The sequence below is a fragment of the Streptomyces sp. NPDC032091 genome (genome assembly GCF_055580265.1).
Genome location: NZ_JBVILR010000001.1, coordinates 399812 through 420100 on the forward strand (window position 1 = coordinate 399812; position 20289 = coordinate 420100).

The 20289-nt window shown below is 73.0% G+C and carries 22 protein-coding genes and 1 tRNA gene; 10 read left to right on the forward strand and 13 right to left on the reverse strand.

The window, feature by feature from the left end; genetic code table 11:
- The first annotated feature begins 4 nt into the window (after positions 1-4).
- The 4 genes from ACZ5NJ_RS01850 to ACZ5NJ_RS01865 all read left to right on the forward strand — a co-directional run bounded on the left by ACZ5NJ_RS01850 (position 5) and on the right by ACZ5NJ_RS01865 (position 3935).
- The gene (locus ACZ5NJ_RS01850) at positions 5-1474 is read left to right on the forward strand and encodes a hypothetical protein (RefSeq protein ID WP_468761606.1); all 1470 of its coding nucleotides are present in this window, start codon (positions 5-7) and stop codon (positions 1472-1474) included.
- Position 1475: 1 nt separating this feature from the next.
- Positions 1476-2453, forward strand: a complete 978-nt coding sequence (locus ACZ5NJ_RS01855) for a thiopeptide-type bacteriocin biosynthesis protein (RefSeq protein ID WP_468761609.1) — start codon at positions 1476-1478, stop codon at positions 2451-2453.
- Positions 2450-3664 carry a JmjC domain-containing protein gene (locus ACZ5NJ_RS01860; RefSeq protein WP_468761611.1) on the forward strand — a complete coding sequence of 405 codons (1215 nt, stop codon included), beginning with the start codon at positions 2450-2452 and terminating at the stop codon, positions 3662-3664. Before ACZ5NJ_RS01855 ends, ACZ5NJ_RS01860 begins: the two co-directional genes overlap by 4 nt.
- An 82-nt stretch (positions 3665-3746) precedes the next feature.
- Positions 3747-3935: a hypothetical protein gene (locus tag ACZ5NJ_RS01865; RefSeq protein ID WP_468761613.1), complete on the forward strand. Its 189-nt coding sequence runs from the start codon at positions 3747-3749 to the stop codon at positions 3933-3935.
- A 21-nt stretch (positions 3936-3956) separates the two neighbouring features.
- Here the strand turns inward: ACZ5NJ_RS01865 and ACZ5NJ_RS01870 are convergent, their stop codons facing one another.
- Positions 3957-4574 carry a TetR/AcrR family transcriptional regulator gene (locus tag ACZ5NJ_RS01870; protein ID WP_468761615.1) on the reverse strand — a complete coding sequence of 206 codons (618 nt, stop codon included), beginning with the start codon at positions 4572-4574 and terminating at the stop codon, positions 3957-3959.
- A 103-nt stretch (positions 4575-4677) separates the two neighbouring features.
- Here ACZ5NJ_RS01870 and ACZ5NJ_RS01875 point away from each other — a divergent pair, with 103 nt between their 5' ends.
- The 3 genes from ACZ5NJ_RS01875 to ACZ5NJ_RS01885 all read left to right on the forward strand — a co-directional run bounded on the left by ACZ5NJ_RS01875 (position 4678) and on the right by ACZ5NJ_RS01885 (position 7570).
- A complete protein-coding gene (locus ACZ5NJ_RS01875) occupies positions 4678-5613 on the forward strand; it encodes an alpha/beta fold hydrolase (protein ID WP_468761617.1) in 936 nt (311 codons plus the stop codon).
- A 57-nt stretch (positions 5614-5670) separates the two neighbouring features.
- Entirely contained in the window at positions 5671-6504 is an 834-nt protein-coding gene (locus ACZ5NJ_RS01880) for an L-threonylcarbamoyladenylate synthase (RefSeq protein WP_468761619.1), read from the forward strand.
- A gap of 112 nt (positions 6505-6616) precedes the next feature.
- On the forward strand, positions 6617-7570 hold the full coding sequence (locus tag ACZ5NJ_RS01885) for a UbiA family prenyltransferase (protein ID WP_468761621.1): 954 nt from the start codon (positions 6617-6619) through the stop codon (positions 7568-7570).
- Positions 7571-7637: 67 nt separating this feature from the next.
- On the opposite strand, the gene ACZ5NJ_RS01890 is transcribed toward ACZ5NJ_RS01885, so the two are convergent.
- From ACZ5NJ_RS01890 to ACZ5NJ_RS01930, 9 genes are all read right to left on the reverse strand, one after another.
- Positions 7638-8345 carry a helix-turn-helix transcriptional regulator gene (locus ACZ5NJ_RS01890; protein WP_468761623.1) on the reverse strand — a complete coding sequence of 236 codons (708 nt, stop codon included), beginning with the start codon at positions 8343-8345 and terminating at the stop codon, positions 7638-7640.
- A 161-nt stretch (positions 8346-8506) separates the two neighbouring features.
- A complete protein-coding gene (locus ACZ5NJ_RS01895) occupies positions 8507-9490 on the reverse strand; it encodes a DMT family transporter (protein WP_468761625.1) in 984 nt (327 codons plus the stop codon).
- 2 nt (positions 9491-9492) lie between these two features.
- On the reverse strand, positions 9493-10419 hold the full coding sequence (locus ACZ5NJ_RS01900) for an ATP-grasp domain-containing protein (protein WP_468761627.1): 927 nt from the start codon (positions 10417-10419) through the stop codon (positions 9493-9495).
- Between the two features lie 26 nt (positions 10420-10445).
- Positions 10446-11192 carry an SDR family oxidoreductase gene (locus tag ACZ5NJ_RS01905; RefSeq protein WP_468761630.1) on the reverse strand — a complete coding sequence of 249 codons (747 nt, stop codon included), beginning with the start codon at positions 11190-11192 and terminating at the stop codon, positions 10446-10448.
- 15 nt (positions 11193-11207) lie between these two features.
- On the reverse strand, positions 11208-12335 hold the full coding sequence (metX, locus tag ACZ5NJ_RS01910) for a homoserine O-acetyltransferase MetX (protein WP_468761632.1): 1128 nt from the start codon (positions 12333-12335) through the stop codon (positions 11208-11210).
- Between the two features lies 1 nt (position 12336).
- Positions 12337-13317, reverse strand: coding sequence for a cysteine synthase A (gene cysK, locus ACZ5NJ_RS01915; protein WP_468761634.1), 981 nt, complete (start codon positions 13315-13317; stop codon positions 12337-12339).
- A 67-nt stretch (positions 13318-13384) separates the two neighbouring features.
- Entirely contained in the window at positions 13385-14218 is an 834-nt protein-coding gene (locus ACZ5NJ_RS01920) for an arginase family protein (RefSeq protein ID WP_468761636.1), read from the reverse strand.
- A 2-nt stretch (positions 14219-14220) separates the two neighbouring features.
- Positions 14221-15033 carry a YqcI/YcgG family protein gene (locus tag ACZ5NJ_RS01925; RefSeq protein WP_468761638.1) on the reverse strand — a complete coding sequence of 271 codons (813 nt, stop codon included), beginning with the start codon at positions 15031-15033 and terminating at the stop codon, positions 14221-14223.
- Between the two features lie 294 nt (positions 15034-15327).
- Positions 15328-15666: a MerR family transcriptional regulator gene (locus ACZ5NJ_RS01930; protein WP_468761639.1), complete on the reverse strand. Its 339-nt coding sequence runs from the start codon at positions 15664-15666 to the stop codon at positions 15328-15330.
- Between the two features lie 523 nt (positions 15667-16189).
- Here ACZ5NJ_RS01930 and ACZ5NJ_RS01935 point away from each other — a divergent pair.
- Complete coding sequence (locus ACZ5NJ_RS01935; protein ID WP_468761641.1) at positions 16190-16549, forward strand: hypothetical protein; 360 nt, start codon at positions 16190-16192, stop codon at positions 16547-16549.
- 132 nt (positions 16550-16681) lie between these two features.
- Here the strand turns inward: ACZ5NJ_RS01935 and ACZ5NJ_RS01940 are convergent, their stop codons facing one another.
- Positions 16682-16885, reverse strand: coding sequence for a cold-shock protein (locus ACZ5NJ_RS01940; protein WP_030747648.1), 204 nt, complete (start codon positions 16883-16885; stop codon positions 16682-16684).
- A 286-nt stretch (positions 16886-17171) separates the two neighbouring features.
- Positions 17172-17242: transfer RNA gene (locus tag ACZ5NJ_RS01945), tRNA-Gly, on the reverse strand.
- 470 nt (positions 17243-17712) lie between these two features.
- Here ACZ5NJ_RS01945 and dcd point away from each other — a divergent pair.
- Both dcd and ACZ5NJ_RS01955 read left to right on the forward strand, forming a co-directional pair.
- Positions 17713-18300 carry a dCTP deaminase gene (gene dcd / locus ACZ5NJ_RS01950; RefSeq protein ID WP_007265045.1) on the forward strand — a complete coding sequence of 196 codons (588 nt, stop codon included), beginning with the start codon at positions 17713-17715 and terminating at the stop codon, positions 18298-18300.
- Positions 18297-18794, forward strand: coding sequence for a phosphoribosyltransferase (locus ACZ5NJ_RS01955; protein WP_468761643.1), 498 nt, complete (start codon positions 18297-18299; stop codon positions 18792-18794). Before dcd ends, ACZ5NJ_RS01955 begins: the two co-directional genes overlap by 4 nt.
- An 81-nt stretch (positions 18795-18875) precedes the next feature.
- Here ACZ5NJ_RS01955 and ACZ5NJ_RS01960 read toward each other — a convergent pair whose 3' ends face one another.
- Positions 18876-19820, reverse strand: coding sequence for a Yip1 family protein (locus ACZ5NJ_RS01960; RefSeq protein WP_468761645.1), 945 nt, complete (start codon positions 19818-19820; stop codon positions 18876-18878).
- Positions 19821-20289 lie beyond the last annotated feature (469 nt).

A 20289-nucleotide genomic window follows, 5' to 3' on the forward strand; every position in this document is an offset into this window, starting at 1 on the left:
GAGCGTGTCGACGACGCCGGACACCCTGTCCCGCCGCGTGCTGCGCTACGCCCACGCGCAGGGCACCGGCCGTTCGCAGTTCCCCACCCCGGCCCAGGTCGCCGAGGCCTCCGGGCCGCTTCCCGACGGGGCGGCCGGGGCGCCCGGCACCGCGCTGCCGTACGGGACCACCGAACTCCTGGAGCGCGCCGCGTTCCCGGCGGGACGGGTGGCCGGGGCGGACCGGCTGCCGGAACGGGCGCTGCTCGCGGCGTTCGGGCTCCAGCGGGCCGAGCTGACCAACCCGTACTTCGAGCACCGGGCGCTGCCCTCCGTCCGCAGCCTCTTCCCGGTGCACGCCTTCCTGACCGGGGAGGGCCCGGCCCGGGTCCTCGACGTGCACCGGCACGCCCTGACGGAGCTCCCGGGCGCGGCCGGCGACACCGCCCGCCGCATCCTGCTGGCCGGCCGCTACACCCGCCTTCCCGCCTTCTACGGCCCGCTGCGCGGCACCCTCACCGAACTGGAACTCGGCATCTCGCTGCGCGCCCTGGCGGTGGGCCTGGAACTCTTCGGCGTGGAGGGCCGGCTGACCCTCCCGACGTCGGGCGGGGCCCTGACGGAGCTGGGCCTGGCGGACGGCGAATGGAGCTGGCCCCTGACGGTGGACCTGGCGGGTCCGGGCGGAGCCCCCGCAACGGGCTCGGGGGCGGAGCCCCCGGAAACGGAGAAGGGGCGGGGCGGGGAGCAGCCGCGCGCAGCGGCCTCCGCGGACCTCTCCCTCGACCAGATCCTGGCGGTCAACCGCACCCAGTCCACCCTCCCCCACCGGGAACCGGCCCCCCTCGCCCCCGCGATCCCGCAGGACGCCGCCGCCCGCGGCCTCTCCTGGGCCGAGGCCCTCTGGGAGCGCGGCTCCGGCCGTATGCCCCGTGGCCTCACCGGCATGGCCGGCCGTCCGCGCCGGGTGTCGCGGGGCTCCCTCACCGGCGCCGCCGCCTGGGCCGCCGTCGCCCCGCCGGGCGAACTGCTGCGCCGGGTCGCGGAGCACGTCACCGTCACGGTGGCCGTCCAGGCCACCGACGGCTTCGAGGACGGCGTCCACCGCCTCACCGGCGGCCGGCTGGTGCCGCACCGCCCCGGCCCCGGCGCCCTGGCGGACCTGGAGCGGGACTACGGCTACAAGCTCGCCCCCGGCAACGGCTGCGACGTCCGCCACGCCTCCGCGGTCTGGTTCTGCTCGGTCCGCCAGCACGCGCTGGTCGCGGAACTCGGGCCGGGCGCCTGGACCCTGGCCCAGTACGTGGCCGGCTGGATCACCCAGGGCCTGTGCCTGAACGCCGCCGCCCACGGGCTCTACGCCCGCCCGGCGCGCGCCTTCGACGGGCTCGCCGTCCAGCGGCCGCTGGGGCTCGCGCCCGACGAGACCGTCCTGCTGTCCGTCATCAGCGGCACCCCGCGCTTCAACGGACTCCCCCTGGACCTGAGGTTGTGACATGAACGAAACCCCGAACACCCCGGACCGCTCCTGGACCTCCTGGCACCTGCACATGGCGGCCTCCGACCGTTCCGTGGGCGACCGCGTCGTCACCGACGTGGTCGGTCCCGCCATGGCCGGACTCCCGTCCGGCAGCTGGTTCTTCATGCGCTACTGGCAGGGCGGCCCGCACGTGCGCCTGCGCGCCCGTGACCTCCCGGCCCCGGAGGCGGCCGCGCTGGGCGGGGTCCTGCGGGAGCGGCTCGCGGCCGCGAACGTCCTGCTGCCGGGCGAGACGCCCGTGGACCCGGCGCGGTTCGCCGTGCAGTCCCGGCGGCTGGCCACGGCGGGGGAGGGCGGGGTCCCCGTCGAGGAGCGGGAGCTGCTGGCACCCGGCGTGTACGAGACCCCGTACGTCCCCGAGTACGGGCGCTACGGCGGTCCCGGTCTCATCGGCGTCTCCGAGGACCTCTTCGGCGGTTCGAGCGCGCTGTGCCTGGCCTTCCTGCGCACCGGGCCCTCGGACCGGGCGCGGACGGCGCTCGCCCTGCGGGCCACCGCCGTGGCCGCCTCCGTGCTGGACGCGGGTCTCTTCGCCGCCTTCGGGGCGGGCTCCTGGAGCGACTGGGCGCTCAAGGCGGGCTACCCGCAGGAGGTGCTGACGGCGCTGGAGGCGGAGTGCGTCATCGCGGCCGACCGGCTCACCGCCGACGGCCACGACCTGATCGCGCGGGCCACCTCCTCCCCGGGCCCGCTGGCCCCCTGGCGGACGGCGCTGTCGGAAGCGGTCACCGGGCCCTTCGCCTCGGCGGGCGCGTACCTGGCGCGGATCGTGTTCTCCCACGTCCACATGCTCCACAACCGGCTCGGCCTGGGCACGCTCGACGAGCTGCGCAGCTACCTGCTGCTGGCCCGCCAGGCCGGTACCGCCACCCCGGCCGCCCCGGCCGCCACCCCCGCCCCGACCACCCTCCCGACCGCAGCGAGGACGGCATGACGACGACCACGACCACCACCCCCTCGGCCCTGTCCCGGCCGGCTTTCGCGGCGCTCGGCCGGCTGACCGCCGACCCGGAGGCCTTCCGCGCCGACACCCCGGCCGAGCCGGTGGTCTTCCGCGCCCCCGGGGACTTCTCCGACCTCTTCGGCTGGGCGGCCCTCGACGCCTCCCTCGCGACCTCCGGCCGGCGCCTGCCCGACTTCCGGGTGATCAGCGGCGGCGCCCAGATCGCCGACCAGCGCTACACCCGCCCGACGCTGATGTACGCGGACGCGCCGGACGTGCGCAGGACGGCCGGCGAACTCGCCGAGGGCGCCTCGCTGGTGATGCAGGGCCTCCAGGAGTACAGCGAGCCCCTCGCCCGCTTCACCCGCGCCCTGGCCCACGACACCTCGCGGCCCGTGCACGTCAACGCGTACGTCACCCCGCCCAAGTCCCAGGGCTTCGCCGCCCACTTCGACCCGCGCGACTCCTTCATCGTGCAGGTCGAGGGGACCAAGGTGTGGACCCTGCGCGAGCCGGTCCTGCCGGCCCCGCTCGCCCACGAGTCGTGGGACCGGCTGCGCGAGCGCCCCGAGTGGACGACGGAGCGGCTGGAGGGCATCGAGCCGTGGAAGGTGCTCACCCTCGAACCCGGTGACGTGCTGTGGCTGCCGCGCGGCTGGGTGCACTCGGCGCGCAGCGAGGGCGTCTCCTCCCTGCACCTGACCCTCAGCCTCACGGCGTGGACCGAGCACTGGGCGGTGGGCGAACTGCTCTCGCGCGTCGTGGAGGTGCCCGGCCGGACGACGTTCCCCGCGGACTTCGTACGGGACCCGGCCGCGGCCGCCGAGGCCGTGGCGGACCTGCGCCGGGGCCTGGCCGACTGGTTCGCCGGGACCTCCGACGAGGAACTGGCCGCGCTCCTCGCCGGGGCCGCGATCCGGCAGTTCCCGGCTCCGCTGCGCCAGGTCTCGGCGGTGCTGGCCGACGAGCCGATCACCCCTGACACGGTGTTCGAGGTCCACCGCGAAACGGTGCTCAGCGCCGTGGTGGAGGGCGGGCACCTGCTCCTGCGCCTGGCGGACCGGGTGCTGACCTTCCCCGAGGCGGCCGCCCCGGTCCTGGCGGAGCTGCTGGCCCGCCCGCGCTTCACCCCGGCCGAGCTGCCCCTGGCCGAGGACGTCGTCCGCCGCCTGTGGCACGAGGGCCTCCTCACCCGCGCCTGACCCGACCCCGCCCCGTGCGCCTTCCCCCGGCGCACGGGGCGCCCCTTCCCGCACGCCCCTCCCCTCCCGAAGGAGAACCGCCATGCAGTCCCGTCCCGTGATCACCGTCGCCCTGGTCGTCGCCCTCACCCTCGCCGTCGTCGTCGCGATCGGCGCGCTGCCCCACGACGTACAGCCGATGCCCCGCATCCTGGCCCTGGCGATCGGCATCTCCACCGTGATCTACACCCTCCGCCGGCCCAGGAACGCGGCTGCGAAGGCCTCCCGCTAGGTCGTCTCCGGAAGAGACGGCCTAAGCGGTGCCCTCCGGCGCGGTGAAGATCCGGTCCAGGTGGTGGCGCAGCACCGCGGTGGCCGATTCGGGCCCGCGCTGGCCGACCAGGATGCTCGTGCCCAGGGTCGCCGCCATGGCCAGCAGGCTGATCGCCTCCGTCCGCGCGTCCGCCCCCGGGTCGGCCAGGCCCGCCTCCTGCGCCGCCACGATCAGTCCGGCCAGGGCGTCCTCGGCGGCGTCGGGGTTGTCGATGAACGGCTGGGCGGCCAGCGCCTCGTCGGTCACGGAGAGGATCGCGTACGAGGAGTACAGGAGGTGGAAGGTGCGGCTCTCCTCGTCGGTGGGCAGCGAGGCCAGCACCAGCGCCTCGGCGGTCGCCCGCGGTCCCGGGGCCGGGCCGGCGGCGGCGAGGCGCGCGCCGACGCGGGCCGTGAACCGGCCGGTGAGGTGCTGGAGCCCGTAGAGGAGCAGCTTCTCCTTGGTCTCGAAGTAGTACTGCACCAGCCGCAGCGACACCCCGGCCTCGGCGGCGACGTCCCGCATGCCGACGGCGTGCAGCCCGCGCCGTCCCGCGACCCGTACCAGTGCCTCGGCGATCTGGCCGCGCCGTTCCTCGTGGTCCACGCGCTTGGGCATATCCGCTGTCTCCGTTCATCGGCCGCCTTCTTCATGGTACCGCCGTACCATCAATATGGTACGGTCGTATCACGAAGAACGGAACTACAACGGAGGTGCCGCCGTGCCCGAGAACAGGACCCGCGTACGCCGTGACATCGGCCGCTACGTCAGCGACGAGCTCCGCGACCGCTACTTCGAGGCCTGCGACGCCCTCTTCGCGATGGGCGCCCCCGCCCGCTGGGAGAAGGACGTCGAGACCAGCTTCGGCACCACCCGGGTCTACCGCTACGGGCCCACCGACCCGGCGGCCGAGTCCCGTACGCCCATCGTCCTCATCCACGGCTCCGGCGGCTGCTCCGCGATGTGGTACCCCAACACCCCCGCGCTCAGCGCCGAACGCCCCGTCTACGCCCTCGACACCCCCGGCGACCCCGGACGCAGCGTCCACCGCGAGCCCATGTGGCAGCCCGAGCGCGCCGCCCAGTGGATGGACGAGGCCCTCGACGCGCTCGGCCTGGACCGGATCCACCTCGTGGGCTCCTCCTACGGCGGCTGGCTCGTCATCAACCAGGCGCACCTGCGGCCCGGCCGGCTCGCCTCGGTCACCGCGCTCGACCCGGGCGGCCTGGAGAAGGTGGGCCTGCGCTTCTTCGTCTGGATCTTCGTCAGCCTCTTCGCCACCTTCGCCCCCAAGGCGCTGCGTCCGACCCTCGCCAAGTGGCTGGAGCAGCCGGTCCTGGCGGTCCCGGAGCTGCGGCGATGGATCCAGGCCGGCGTGCGGGCCTTCCGCATCCGCCGCCCCGCGCCGCTGCCGCTGTCCGACGCGGAACTGGGCTCCATCCGTACCCCGTTCTACCTGATCATGGGCAAGCGCAGCCTCCTGGTGCACCCGAAGCGGCAGATGGAACGTGTCCCGCGGCTCATCCCCGGCGCCCGTGCCGAGATCATCGCCGCCACGGGCCACGGCCCCCAGATCGACCACCCGGACGTGGTCAACGCCCGCATGCTGACCTTCATGGACGACGCCGACACCCTGGAACGCTCCACCGCCCGGTGACCGTCCGTCCGCCTCCTCGTTTGGCATCCACCAACGATCACGAGGCGGAGGCCGGCCATGACCCACCGACGGACGACCGATCCCAGGCGGCCCACCCTGGAGAACACCGAGGACGTACGCGCCGCCGCCCGCTCCCTGGCCGAGGGGCGGGCCGTCGCGCACGGCTTCGGCAACCTCTACGCCCTCACCGCCCGCCCGGACCGGGCGGTGGTGGAGCGGATCAACCGGATGAAGGGCCGTCCGCCCGCCCAGGTCGCGAGCGTCACGACCGTCCGCGACCACGTCCCCGCCCTCTTCGACTGGAGCCGGCTGCCGACGGCCGTGCGGCGCCGGCAGGTCGAGGACCTGATCGAAGACCTCTTCAACCTCGGCCCCTTCGGATTCCGCGGCCCGGCCGCCCCCCGGGTCCCGGACCACCTCACCGCCACCCACGAGGGCGTGCCCACGGTGCGGCTCATCGCCCCCGGCTACCACTGCCCGTCCAACGACTTCCTCGCGGCGGCCCTGGACCGCACCGACGGCGACTTCCTCGCGATCACCTCGGTGAACCCCTCGCGGCACCGGACCGGCGCCGCGTACGAGCCGGCCCACTGGCGTGCCGACGGCGTGCTCGCCGACTTCGGCGACGAGCCCGGCGTCACCCTCCTCGCCCACCGCGACGAGGCCGCCGCCCGCCGCCGCCACCCCCACCACGCGACGGCGTCCACGACCGTCCTCTCCTTCCACCACACCACCGCCAAGGGCCGCTCGGGCCTGCCCGCCCTCACCCTGGAACGCCACGGTTCCCTCTCGGCGGCCCACACCCGGGCCGTGGCCGCCAACCACGGCTTCGCCCTCGTCGTCGGCCCCCGGGCCGGCGAACCCCTCCCGCCGCGCGTGTACGCGGACTGACCCCGGGCCCAACCAGCTGTCCCGGAAGCGCCGTTGGGCGGAGCGGGCGTGCACCTGTGTACGCCGATGGTTGTATGGCCGGTGCGGCGGGCCGCTTCCTAGGGTGGCGCCCGTGATCAATCTCAGTGGGCAACTGATCGTCACCAGGCCGCCGCGGGTCCTGGACATCCGCTGGCACTCCCTCGCGGAGACCGTCCGCCTGTGCTGGCAGGAGGCCCGGCCGGTCGTCCAGGTCGCGTTCCTCCTGCGGTTCGCCGTCGGTGCCGTCTGCGCCGCGCAGCCGCCGCAGTCGCCGGGCCGGCCCGTCCTCGGACTGGCGTCCCTGTGGTGCGCCGTGATCTGCGCGTACCTGCTCAACGGCGTCACCGACGTCCAAGAGGACCGGGTCAACGGCTCGCGGCGCCCGATCGCCCGCGGGTACCTCCCCGAGCACACCGCCGCACGGGGCACGGTGCTGTTGGCCTGCGCCGCGCTCCTGCTCGGCGGGCTCGCCGGGCCGGGCGTGGTGGCCTGGACGGCCGCCTTCCTGGGGCTCGGCTGGGCCTACTCGGCCGGCCCGGTGAAGGCCAAGTGCTCCAGCGGACGCTGCGCACTGGTGGTGTTCGGGCTCGGCGTGAGCGCGTACGGGGCCGGGGTCGCGGCGTCCGGCGGCGGGTGGACCGCGACGGGTGTGCTGGTCGCCGGGGTGATGTCGGCGTGGATGGCGCTGGTCGGCGCCGTGGCCAAGGACCTGGGCGACGTCAGCGGTGACGCGGCCGGCGGCCGCCGCACGGTCGCGGTCGTCCGGGGCCCGGCCGCGGCCCGGGCCCTGGCGGTGGGCGGTGCCCTCGCCGTCGGCGCGGCCGCACCGGCGCTGGCCCTGCTGTGGGCGGAGCCCGCGCTCGCCGCGGCCGTGCCGGTGGCCCTCGGCTCGGTCTGGGTGGTCGTCCGCGTGCTGCGCGGAGCCCGCCGGGAGCACGCGGGCCGCGCCGAACGACGCGGCGCCTACCGGGCGTTCATGGTCACCCAGTACGCCGCGAACCTGGCCGTGGCGGCCTGCCTGGCCCTCCTCCACGCCACTGGGTGAAACCCCCCTCAGCCCCGCCCCGCCCGACCGCCCCGATCACCCCGACCGCGCCGCGCCCGCGGCGCGGTCAGCCCTTTTCCTGGAACATCTTGTTCAGCGCCTGCACCCGGGAGCTGATGCCGAGCTTGCGGTACGCGTTGTGCAGATGGCGTTTGACGGTCGCCTCGGTGATCTCGAAACGGCGGCTGATCTGCCGGTTCGTCAGCCCCTCGCGCACCGCCGTGAGGATCTCCCGCTCCCGCAGCGTCAGCAGTTCCAGGGCCTGCGGCTCCAGCTCCGCGCCCGGGGCGGCCGGCGCCGGCCGCCCCGGCCGGCCGTCGGCGGGGGCCGTCGGCCGCGCGGCCTCCTCGTAGCCGCGGATCCCCTGGTAGAGGCGGGCTCCCGTGACCGCCCGGAAGATGGTGCTGATCTCCTGCTGCACCGCGTGCCGTCCGTCGGGCGGCATCAGGGCCGCCGCCCGTGCCACCGCCTCGCGCATCGCCTCCCAGAGGACCTCCGCCGCCCGGACCGACTCGGACACCGGGATCTCCTGGGTGACGCGGTGCGCCCCGAGGAGCCGCGAGTACTCCCCGACCCCGGTCACCTCCGCCGGCCGGCCCGTCTCCAGCGACTGCGCGCACTCCGCCAGGATGTTCTGCGCCTGGTACCGGCACTGCCCCCAGGCGTCATCGCGGGTCGCCAGCGGGCTGCCGAGGCGTCGCAGCTCCGCCCGGTAGGTCTCGATGACGGCGGGCGCGGCGTCACGGAGTTGCTGTGCGGCTGCCTGGCGGCTCAACTCGCGCCTCCTCTTCGGTCCGGCGGCTGGGACGCGGAGAACGTAGCACCCACAAGATCCGAAGGAAAAGGCCGTCCGAGGGGTGAGAATGCGTCGGTCCGGCGCACCCGCAGCCACGGATTTCGTGGTTTCGGGTGCGCCGGACCGCTGGTTCAGCCGGTTCAGGACGTTCTGGCCCGCTGGGTCACCACGATGCAGGCGAGCACGACGGCGGCCGTCAGCGGCACCGCCGCACCGATCTCCTCACCGAGCAGCAGCACCGCCCACACCAGCGTCAACAGCGGCTGCGCGAGTTGGAGTTGGCTCGCCCGGGCCACACCGATGAGACCCATGCCCTTGTACCAGACGACGAACCCGCCGAACTGGGAGACGGCCGCGATGTACGCCATGCCGACCAGGGCCTTCGCCGTCAGGTGCACCGGTTCGTGCGGCAGCGCCCACAGGGACACGGCCAGGTTGACCGGAGCGGCCAGGACCACGCCCCACGCGATGACCCGCCAGCCCGGCATCCGTGCGGAGAGCCGCCCGCCGAAGGCGTACCCGGCCGCGCAGACGACGAGGGCGCCGAAGAGGTAGAGCTCGGCGATCGTCGGCTTGCCGTGGCTCTGCGTGAGCGTGAACGCGATGACGGTCGCGCCGCCGGTCAGGGCCGCGGCCCAGAACACCTTCGAGGGTCGGCGCCGGGTCAGCACCGCGGAGAACGCCGCCGTCGCCATCGGCAGCGCGCCGATGACGATCGCCGAGTTCGCCGTCGACGAGGTCTGCAGCGCGAGCGTGGTGAGCAGCGGGAAGCCGATCGCGCAGCCACCGGCCACGACGGCCAGCGCGGCCCGGTCCCCGCGGGCCGGCAGGGGTGCCCGGGTCACCAGCAGCGCCGTCCCCGCGATGACGGCGGCGAGCACGCCGCGCACCCCGATGGCGCTCCACGGACCGAACCCGTCGAGGGCCCACACCGTGCCGGGGAAGCTGAAGGAGAAGCTCAGCACGCCGAGCGCGGCGTAGAGGGTGCCGCGCGGCACGACCGAGGCGGCGGGTGCGGCGGCGGACGCACCGGATGCGGACGCACCGGATGCGGGCGCACCGGTCGCGGGCGCGGCGGGTGCGGCGGCCGGGGCCGGGGCTGTCGGAGTCTGTCGGGTAGCCATGGTCATCCGTTCTTGCGGTCTCGGGTGATGTCTTCCAGCCGTGCGGCGAGGGCGCGCGCGAACCGGGTCGCGGATCCTTCCGCGAAGGGCATGCTCAGCGACGGTTCGCACACTTCGAGTTCGAGGAGCACGGGCCTGCCGTCCCCGTCGCGGATGAGGTCGACGCGGCCGTAGAGCAGCGGCCGCTCCAGTTCCAGCCGTGCCACCACCGCCCGCAGCGCCGCCGAGGCGACCGCCCGCTCGTCCTGGGCGGCGTCCCGCGCGGTGCGGGCGTCCTGCGTGGGGACGTCGACCGTTCCGTCGGGCAGGAGCAGCGCCCGCTTGCGGATGGCGTGGCTGTACTCGCCGTCGAAGTAGATCAGGTCGGTCTCGCCGTCCCGGTCGACGGCGTCCAGGTAGGGCTGGATCAGCGCGTCGCAGCCCTGCTGGAGCAGCTTGGCGATGTGCCGGACCGCCTCGGGCTCCTGCGCGCGGGAGTAGCGCTGCACGTCCCGCGAGTACGCGCCCACGGTCGGCTTGACCACGAACTCGGCGGCCTGCGGATGCCGTTCGAGGAAGGCGCGCAGCGCGTCGGCCGGCTCGGCCTCCGGGGCGACGAAACTGCTCGGCACGACGGGCACCCCCGCCGCGTCCAGATCGCCCAGGTAGCTCTTGTCCAGGTTCCAGCGCACCACCGGGAGCGGGTTGAGCAGGTGCGTCACGGCGGTGACGTGCTCGCACCAGCGCAGGAAGCGCGGCAGCTGCTCGACGTAACTCCAGGGGGACCGCAGGAGTACGGCGTCGAAGGCCCCCCAGTCGATGGCCGGGTCCTCCCAGCTGCATATCTCCGCCCGCACTCCGGCCGCCCGGCACGCCTCCAGCAGCAGCGGCATGTCGTAGTCGATCGGAAGGCTGGTCATGTCGGTGGCCAGGGCCACGTGGTTGCCCATAGATGTGCTCCATTGATGTACCGGGATTACCAGGGGACGGTCGCGCCGCGGTGCGTGTACGTGCCGGTGGGGCCGTCGTCGCCGAGCAGGGCCATCGCCACGCCCGTGCGCGCGCCCTGCGCGGGCGTGAGGTCCCCCTCGCCGTCGTTCAGGCCGGTCCGGGTGTAGCCGGGATGGACGGCGTTCACCTTGACGGGGGTGTCACGCAGCTCGTAGGCGAGGTGCACGGTCCACGAGTTGAGGGCGCTCTTGGACGCGCTGTAGGCCGGGAGCGACTTGAACAGGTCGCTGTGGGCGTACGAGGAGGGGTCGCCGTGCGTGCCGACGGAGCCGAGCAGGCTGGACAGGTTGACGACGCGTCCCGCCGGGGAGCGCCGCAGCAGCGGCAGGAAGGCCCGCGTCACCTCGACGACCGCGAACAGGTTGGTGTCGAAGGTCCGGCGCCACTGCGCGAGCGGCTGCTCGGACGGCTTCCTGCCGTACTCCTCGACGCGGATCGCGGCGTTGTTGACGAGGATGTCGAGCCGGCCGTACGACCGCTCGACCTCGGCGGCCGCGGCCCGGACGGCGTCGCCGTCGGTCACGTCGAGGACCAGCGGCTCCACCGGGAGACCGCTCGCGCGCAGTTCCTCCACCGCCGCGTCGACCGCTTCGCGGTCCCGGCCGGAGAGGAGTACGCGGACGCCCTCGGCGGCGAGCAGGCGCGCCGTCTCGAAGCCGATGCCGCGGTTCGCGCCGGTGACCAGGGCCAGCCGGAAGGGATGGGGGGACATGCGGGGCCTCCAGGACTAGAGCGTGGTGAGGAACTTCGCGACGGGCGGGCCGAAGCGGTCGATGTCGACGAGGAAGGCGTCGTGGCCCTCGTCCGACTCCAGGGCCAGGAACCCGGCGTCGGTACCGCCGGCGCCGAGCCCGTCGGCGATCTCCCGCTGTTGGCCGAGCGGGAAGAGGATGTCGGTCTCCACACCGATCACCAGCGCCTTCTCCAGCCGGATCCGGGCCAGCGCCTCGCCGGTCGCCGATCCGCAGGACTCGCCCAGGTCGAAGCGGTCCATGCACCGGCTGAGGTGGAGGTAGCTGTTGGGGTCGAAGCGGCCGGAGAACTTCCGGGCGTGGCGTTCGAGGTACGCCTCGACGGCGAACTCGGGGCCGAACGGCCCGCCCTGCGCACGGCGCTCCGCCGCGACGCGCTCCCGGCCGAACCGGCGGTCCCATTCCCGGGCCGAACGGTAGGTCGTCATGCCCAGCTTGCGCGCCGTGAGCATGCCGCGGTGCGGATAGTCCTCCGTCTCGTGGCCGGCGTAACGGCCCCCGTTCCACCCCGGGTCGAAGCGGATCGCCTCGCGCTGCAGCGAGCGGACCGCCGTGGCGAACGGCAGCGAGCGCGCCGCCCCGCAGATGTTCAGGTGGGAACGGGCCAGGCCCGGATGCCGGGCCAGCAGGGACAGCGCGCTCATCCCGCCCATGGAGGCGCCGATGACGCAGGCCAGCCGCTCGATGCCCAGGGCCCGTACGGTGTGCGCGGCGGCGTCGGCGATGTCCTCCATCGACAGCTCCGGGAAGTCGGGCCCGTACGGGACCCCCGTCGCCGGATCCACGGACGCGGGCCCGGTCGACCCCTTGCAGCTGCCCAGCGCGTTCACGCAGACCACGTACCAGCGGTCCGTGTCCACCGGCTTGCCCGGCCCGACCATGGCCTCCCACCAGCCGGGCGCCGGGTCCCCGGGGTGGGAGGCCACATGGCTGTCGGGGGAGAGGCCCGTCAGCACCAGGACCGCGTTGTCCCGTTCGGGGGTCAGCCGCCCGAGCGTCTCGTACGCCGTGCGCGCACCGGTCAGGGTCCCGCCGCGCAGCAGCGGGAAGGCGTCGGGCAGGGCGCTGAACCGGGCGGCCGGCGGAACGAATTCCCGGCTCACGTCAGTTCCCGGCGCCCGGTCCGGCGCCGAGCGACGCGAGCCACTCGTCGTCCGAGCCCTCGTTGACGCCCTCCATCAGGAAGGTGGACAGGTACCGCTCGCCGGTGTCCGGCAGCATGGCGAGGAGCACCGACCCCTCCGGGGCGGTCTCCGCGACGCGCAGCGCCGTGGCCAGGGTGGCGCCGGCGGAGATGCCGGCGAAGATGCCCTCCTCCGCGGCGAGCCGGCGGGAGGTGTCCCGTCCGACCGTCTCGTCGACGGTGACCAGGTCGTCGATGACCCGGTCGTCCAGCACGCCGGGCACGAAGTTCGGGGACCAGCCCTGGATCCGGTGGACGTTCCACTCCTGCTTGCCCAGGATGGCGGCGTTCTCCGGCTCGGTGGCGACGACCCGTACCCCGGGGCGGGCGGTCTTCAGCATCTGCCCGACGCCCGTGAGGGTGCCGCTGGTACCGAACCCGGTGACGAAGTAGTCCAGCCGCCTGCCCGCGAAGTCGGCGAGGATCTCCGACGCCGTGGTCTCGCGGTGGTAGGCCGGGTTGGCCGGGTTGTCGAACTGCCGGGCCCGGAACCAGCCGTGCTCCGCCGCGAGTTCGTCCGCGATCCGGTTGCCGCCGCTGCTGCCGAGCGCGCCGGGGAAGAGCAGCACCTTGCCGCCGTACGCACGGATGAGCTGGCGCCGCTCCCGCGAGTAGGTGTCGCCCATGACGGCGACGAACCGGTAGCCGCGCGCCGCGGCCACCATCGCCAGGGCGATGCCGACGTTGCCGGAGGTGCACTCGACGATCGTGTCCCCGGGCTTCAACTCCCCCCGGGCCTCGGCGTCGAGGACCACGGAGAGCGCGAGCCGGTCCTTCACCGAGCCGCCCGGATTGAACGCCTCCACCTTCACGTACACCGTGGTGTGCGCGGGGGCGAGCCGGTTCAGCCGGACGATCGGGGTACGGCCGACGGTGTCGAGGATGCTGTCGTACAGGGGCATGGGGGATCTCCTGGGCGGCGGGGGGAGGGAAGGAAGAGGGGAACGGGGCCGGGAACGGGAACGCGGCCTAGCGGCCGGCGAGGACCTCGGCGTCGGTCCGTGTCTCGAAGACCGGGGCGACCATGTCGAGGATCACGGCGACGGCCCGCTCGTTCAGCGCCTCGTCCGGGGACGCGTCGAACTCGGCCAGCTCGACGCCGAGCAGCCGGTCGGCCGGGATCGTCTCGAAGACGGTCCGGATCTGTTCGGGGAGCAGGCCGTCGGGGACGGTGTAGTCGGCCGGCACGTGGCCCGGTTCGAGCACGTCCCAGTCGATGTGCACCCAGACGGGGCGGTCGCCGATGGCGTCCCGGACGTTCTCCGCCGTCGTCTCGGCGGGCGGGATGACCCTGACCCCGGCCGTCGCGATCAGCCCGGCCTCGCCCTCGTCGATGTCCCGGGCGCCGACCAGCACCGCCTGCGAGGCGGGCAGCCCGCCCCCGTGGCCGCTGTCCCACAGGCCGCACGCGGCCGAGAGCACCATCCCGCCCAGGTAGCCGGTGCCGGTGGCCGGGGTGTTGAAGTCGCCGTGGCCGTCGATGTAGAGCACCACGGCGTCCGGGACCTCACGGGCCACCACCGGCAGCGTGCCGATGCTGGCGGGGCAGGTGTTGGAGACCAGGACCGTCCGGCGGCCGGCGCGGATCCCGTCCCCGACCGCCCGGCCGAGGGCCTGCAACTGGCCTTCGGCCTGCGGGAGGCTGACGCTCCAGTCGTCGACGGCGGCCGGCGCGGGCTCTCCGATCCAGCGGCCGGTGAGTCCGTACCGCTGCTCCAGGGCGCGCGCGAGCCGGGCCGCGCCCTCGATCATGCGGGGCTTCCGGTCGGCCACCCGGCCCTGGGAGACGATGAGCTCGATCATGGTCAGGAGGTCCTCTGCGTGTCGGCGTCGGTGCGGTGGGGGAAGGGGCAGGCGTCGGTCCGCCCGGCGTTCTCCTCGATCAGGCCGTACTGCTGCCATTCGAGGGCGCCGATTCCGTAGGAACCCAATTGCCGGGCGTGCGGGACACCGTCGTAGCGGTGTATTCGGCCGCGAATGTTGGCGCGCACTTTCCGCCCGCTCGGGGTGTCGCCGGCGAACACGTCGAACCGCTCCCGCGGATTGACGACCAGGACGAAGGAGCCGCCGAGGTTCCGGCTGCGGCGGACCCGGTGCGCGGGGCTGCTCATATTGCAGAAGAGCGGCATTCCGTCGAAGCACATGGACCAGGTCTCGTCATCGGGACGCCGGGCGACCCCGGCGGGCCAGGGCGCGGGGTCGGCCCGGTGCAGCTCCCGCAGGACGTGCCAGCCGAAGGCGTGGTGGTCCTCGACGGAGTCCCCGGGCACGGCGTCCGGCGCGAACACCACGACCAGCGGATACGCGGTGTCCAGCTGCCCGTCCCAGCCCCTGGCCAGCTCGACGTACTCCCCGAGCGCCCCCGCCAGGTGCCGGATGCCGTCCGGCCCGCCGTCCGCCACGAAGACGAACCTCAGGAGCTCCTTGCGCAGGGCGTTGCGCGAGAACACGCACGGAAATCCCGGGTCGGCGAGCCGTGCGGTGATCTCCTCGACCGCCGTGCGCTGCCAGCCGTCCTGGAATTCGCCCGTGCGGGCCTGGGAACAATTGCTGTGGTGTGTTGCGACGTGTGCACCGAGCCATCCGTTTCTGCGGTTACGGGCTGTGGCGATGGCCATCGTGGCCCGCAGAATCGGGGCGCCGCAATAAAGGGAAACGAACGGCTGAGGAAGGGTGTAATTCCCCTACAACCAAAGGTGTAGACGCCGGCCCCTGCCGGAAAGGCGAAGAAAGGGGGCGGACGGCGCGGCGGGCAGTGGCAGCGCCGGCCCGAGCGCGCCCGGGGCGGCCGGGTCCGCCCGCCCGCTCGGCATCGGGACCGCCGCGGAGCCGGCGGAGCAGGGGCGCGCGGCGGCTACCGGGGCCTCCCGCCCACCGGCACGCCGGTCAGGCGGGTCGCCGGCCCGGTGGCCTCACACCCGCTCCGGGGGCGTGCCGGATTCGGCGGCGCGGCGGTACTCGGCGTTGATGCGCTGGGCCTCTTCGAGCTGGTCCTCGAGGATGATGATCCGGCAGGCGGCCTCGATCGGGGTGCCCTGGTCGACGAGCTCGCGGGCGCGGGCGGCGATGCGGAGCTGGTAGCGCGAGTAGCGGCGGTGGCCGCCCTCGGAACGCAGCGGAGTGATCAGGCGGGCTTCGCCGATGGCGCGGAGGAAGCCCTGTGTGCTGCCGATCATCTCCGCGGCTCGGCCCATGGTGTACGCGGGGTAGTCGTCGTCGTCGAGACGGTCGTACGAGTCGTCTGCTGTCATTTGCACCTCTCCGTGAAACGCATAGAGGGGCCCTGGTGCCAGTACTGGCACCAGGGCCCTGAAGGAACTACTACACCACCTGCCGGCCCTGATGAAGCGCCGGCCTTCTGTGTCCGCACACCCGGTCGGGTAGTTGCCGTCGGTGCGGGGATCGCAGCTGCTTGACCGAAGACCACCTCGCTATCGATGTCCCGCGGTACCCGGGTTCGAAGACTTCCGCCCGGGCGATCCTGATGGCGCCGTGTTCCTCCGTTCCTTCCTTGCTGCTGCTCGCCGGCAGTTCGTCTCTGCCAGGCCTGCTGTCTCTGCGACTACGAGAGAAAACATAACCCACCCGTGCGCCGATGTCTACTGCGGCCACGATAGATTTTTTGCCCCCGGTGAGGGATGGCCGGCTCCCGGCGCGGAGTGCGACGTGGTTGCGCGGGTGCGGCGGCCCCCGCACCCGCGCGCCCCCGGTCGTCCTTCCCGTGCGGCGGGACGACCTGTGGACGGGGCGGAGCGCCCCGTAGGATCGGGTCTCATGTCGAAGATTGACGAGCTGCTCGTTGACGTCGCCCGGCTGGTGGAGTCCGCGCAGAGCAACCAGATGTCCCTGACCGTCGTGACCGGGGGCGCTGTCATCACAGGCCGACTGGCACCCGAAGCGGTGTGGCGGCAGCGGGTCTCGGAAGTCCTGGCGGACTCCGACCGGCTGGCCGAGTTCTCCGCCGTCTTCGCCACCGCGGCGGCGAAGGACGGCCCGCCCACACACCTGCACTTCCACCTGGCGCGGATCCTCCAGGGCACGGTGGGGATCCCGGAGACAGGCGGGATGTACCGCGTCTCGATCGCGGACATCAGCGCCTGGACCCTCGGCGACGTCAGCTACTCCGACCACTGACCCCGCTTCGCCGGGGTGTCACGGGAATGACGGGAAGCCCTGGGAAATGAACGCAGCCGGGGCCCGCACCCAAAAGGATGCGGGCCCCGGCTGTGCATGACGCGTCGGTGGCGCGTCAGTGGTGCGTCAAAGTCAGGCGGGAACGATGTTCTCGGCCGTCGGGCCCTTCTGGCCCTGCGCGATGTCGAAGGAGACCTTCTGGCCCTCCTGGAGCTCGCGGAAGCCCTGGGCGGCGATGTTCGAGTAGTGGGCGAACACGTCAGGACCGCCGCCCTCCTGCTCGATGAAGCCGAAACCCTTTTCCGCGTTGAACCACTTCACGGTGCCAGCGGCCATGTCATATCTCCTTGGGGGAGTGCAGCGGCATCCGCACTGTGCGGTCGCCGTGTCGCCGCGATGATTCCCTGCCCGGAAAATGACCGGAAAGTAAAACGGGTACCAAAACTGCAACGGATTCGACGTTAGCACGCTGATGCCGTCCGTGCGGGTTCCCTTTTTATTCCGAGTGTCGCCGGCAAAAACCCTCCCCGGGGTGCCGGCCAAAATCTCCGTCCGCGAAAGCAGTATTCGCGATTCAGGCAACGACAAAGGCCCAGGTCGTCGACCTGGGCCTTTGTTCGAGAGCGGATGACGGGAATCGAACCCGCGCTATAAGCTTGGGAAGCTCATGTTCTACCATTAAACTACATCCGCAGAGTGGGCCAGTTGCCTGGATCCCTACCGTTGCACACTGTACCCCATGATCGACCTCCGGTGAATCCACCCGCCGGGCCGGCGTCCTCGCGGTGGGGCACCAGGCGTCACGGGGGCGGGAGTTGGGGCGTACCTTTGGGGTGCGGAGCGGCGGCTGGAGTGGGTCTTGTTCATCCCCTAATGTGGCGATTCATCGCAGTACGGCTCGTTGGGGAAAGGGACTCGATGGAGCACACAGTCGTCCGTTGTGCCGAAGGGCACGTTTTCAGCACCGCCTCCTTCCCGCTGCAGCACCTCGGTGCCGGCCGGATCGGTCCGGGGCGGCTGCTGCGGTGTCCGCGGTGCGCACGGCTGCGGCACGCGGTGCCCGTGGGCGGCATCAAGCGGTAGGGCCGTCCCGCACGGCTTCCCGGGCGCGCGGGCCCGCTCTCGATTGGGGGCGGCCCGCGCGCTCTGCGTATCCTCGGGACGTGCTTCTCTCCGACAAAGACATCCGGGCCGAGATCGACAGCGGACGGGTTCGCATTGACCCGTTCGACGAGTCGATGGTGCAGCCCTCCAGCATCGACGTACGCCTCGACCGGTTCTTCCGGGTCTTCGAGAACCACCGCTACGCGCACATCGACCCCGCCATCGAGCAGCCCGACCTGACCCGCATGGTCGAGCCCGAGGGCGACGAGGCGTTCATCCTGCACCCGGGTGAGTTCGTCCTCGCCTCGACGTACGAGGTCATCTCGCTCCCCGAGGACATCGCCTCCAGACTGGAGGGGAAGTCCAGCCTGGGCCGCCTGGGCCTGGTGACGCATTCGACGGCCGGGTTCATCGACCCCGGTTTCTCCGGCCACGTGACCCTGGAGCTGTCGAACCTCGCCACCCTGCCGATCAAGCTGTGGCCGGGCATGAAGATCGGACAGCTGTGCATGTTCCGCCTCAGCTCGCCCGCGGAGTTCCCGTACGGCAGTGAGCGGTACGGCTCCCGGTACCAGGGGCAGCGCGGGCCGACCGCCTCGCGCTCCTTCCAGAACTTCCACCGCACCCAGGTGAGGCACGAGGCATGAGCGACGTACGCGAGACCCTGACCTACGAGGCGTTCGGCAGCGCCGTCCGCGAGCTGGCGCAGACCATCGCCGACGACGGCTACGAGCCGGACATCATCCTCAGCATCGCCCGGGGCGGGGTGTTCGTCGCCGGCGGTCTGGCCTACGCGCTGGACTGCAAGAACATCCACCTCGTGAACGTCGAGTTCTACACCGGCGTGGGCACCACGCTGGAGATGCCGGTCATGCTGGCGCCCGTGCCCGAGGCGATCGACTTCACCGACAAGAAGGTCCTCATCGCCGATGACGTGGCCGACACCGGGAAGACGCTGAAGCTCGTGCACGACTTCTGCCTGGGCCATGTCGCCGAGGTGCGCTCCGCCGTGATCTACGAGAAGTCCCACTCGCTCGTGAAGTGCGAGTACGTGTGGAAGAAGACCGACGACTGGATCGAGTTCCCGTGGTCCACGGAGCCGCCGGTGGTCAAGCGCGAGGGCCAGGTCCTCGACGCCTGAGGTGACCGGACGACCGGACAAGAGGAAGGGCCCGCCGCGCTGGTGCGCGGCGGGCCCTTCCGCGTGTGCGGGGTCAGCCGGTCAGAGCATGCCGAGCTTGATCATCGACAGCAGGGCGACCAGCTGGATCGCGGAGGCGCCCAGCGCCTTCTGCCACGGCAGGTCGTGCGACTTGCTGACCATCGAGGTGAACAGCGCGCCGGCCGCCAGCCAGGTCAGCCAGCCCAGGATCTGCACGACCATGTTGTCGCCGCTCAGGAACACCGCCACCAGCAGGCGCGGCGCGTCCGTGATGGACATGACCAGCATCGACAGGCCCACGGTCGGCTGCCAGGCGCCGTCGCCGCCCAGCTGGCGGGCCAGCGTGTGGGTGACCGCGCCCAGGATGAGCCCGCAGATGACGAAGGCCACGCCGGTGCTCAGGACGATCGGGACCGCCTGGGTGAGGGTCGCCTTGATGGCGTCCTCGCGGGCCTTGTCGAAGCCGAAGACGGCGAGCATGCCGTAGAGGAAGGTGACGACGAGCGCCGGCCCCCAGACGGCGTAGTCGCGCATCTGGAGGAAGGTCGGCCCGGGCCGCAGCACGATGCCGCGCAGCAGGTCCTTCCAGTGCAGGCGCGGCCCGGCCGGGGCGGAGGCCGCGGCGCCCGCGTGGTAGGTCGCGGCCTGGCCGTACGGGTCCTCGCCGAGGGAGAAGGCCTGGGTGTGGCCCGGGTTGTCGGCGTACGAGGGGCCGTGCGGGGCGGCGTGGTGCGGCTGCTGGTGGTGCCCGCCGGGGCCGCCGCCGTACGGGTCGAAGTACTCCGGCTCGCCCTGGCCGCCACCGCCGGCCGCGCCGCCCGGCTCCGGCCAGTGCTGCTGTGGCGGCGGGCCGCCTGCGGGCGGGTACGGCGGATGGCCGTACGGCGCCTGGGCCTGCGCCTGGGGCGCCTGCTGCCGGCCGTACGGCTGCTGCCGCGGGGTGTGCGGGGGTTGCTGCGGGGGGCGGTTGTCGTCCCGGCCCCGTCCGATCCTGAATCCAGCCACGTGATCGAAAGTACCTGCTCCGGCGGGCGGTCGTGGCCGGGGCGGCGGAAACGGGGCCTTTGCGGCTGAGCTGTGACATCCCCTAGGGGGAGTGGGGGACGGCCCCGCGCGGCGGCGACCGGTGGGCGGCGGTCCCGGACACACAGGAACGGCCGGCCCCCGAGGGGACCGGCCGTTCCTGCTCTGCGCGCTACTTGCCGCTCTCGGCCTTCGGCTCGGCGGCTTCCGCCTTCTTCTCCGTCGCGGGAGCGGCGTCGGCCACGGCCTCGGGCTCCGCGTCGGTCTCGGTCCCGGCGTCCTCCGACGCGGCGGATTCCGCGGCAGCCTCGGCCTCGGCCTTGGGCTCCGCCTCCGCCTCGGCGGGGGCCTCGGCCTTCGGCTCCGCGTCCGCCTTGGCCTCCGCTTCGGCGGCGGCCTCCACCTTGGCCTCCGCTTCGGCCTTCGCCTCCGTCTCGGCGTCAGCCTCGAC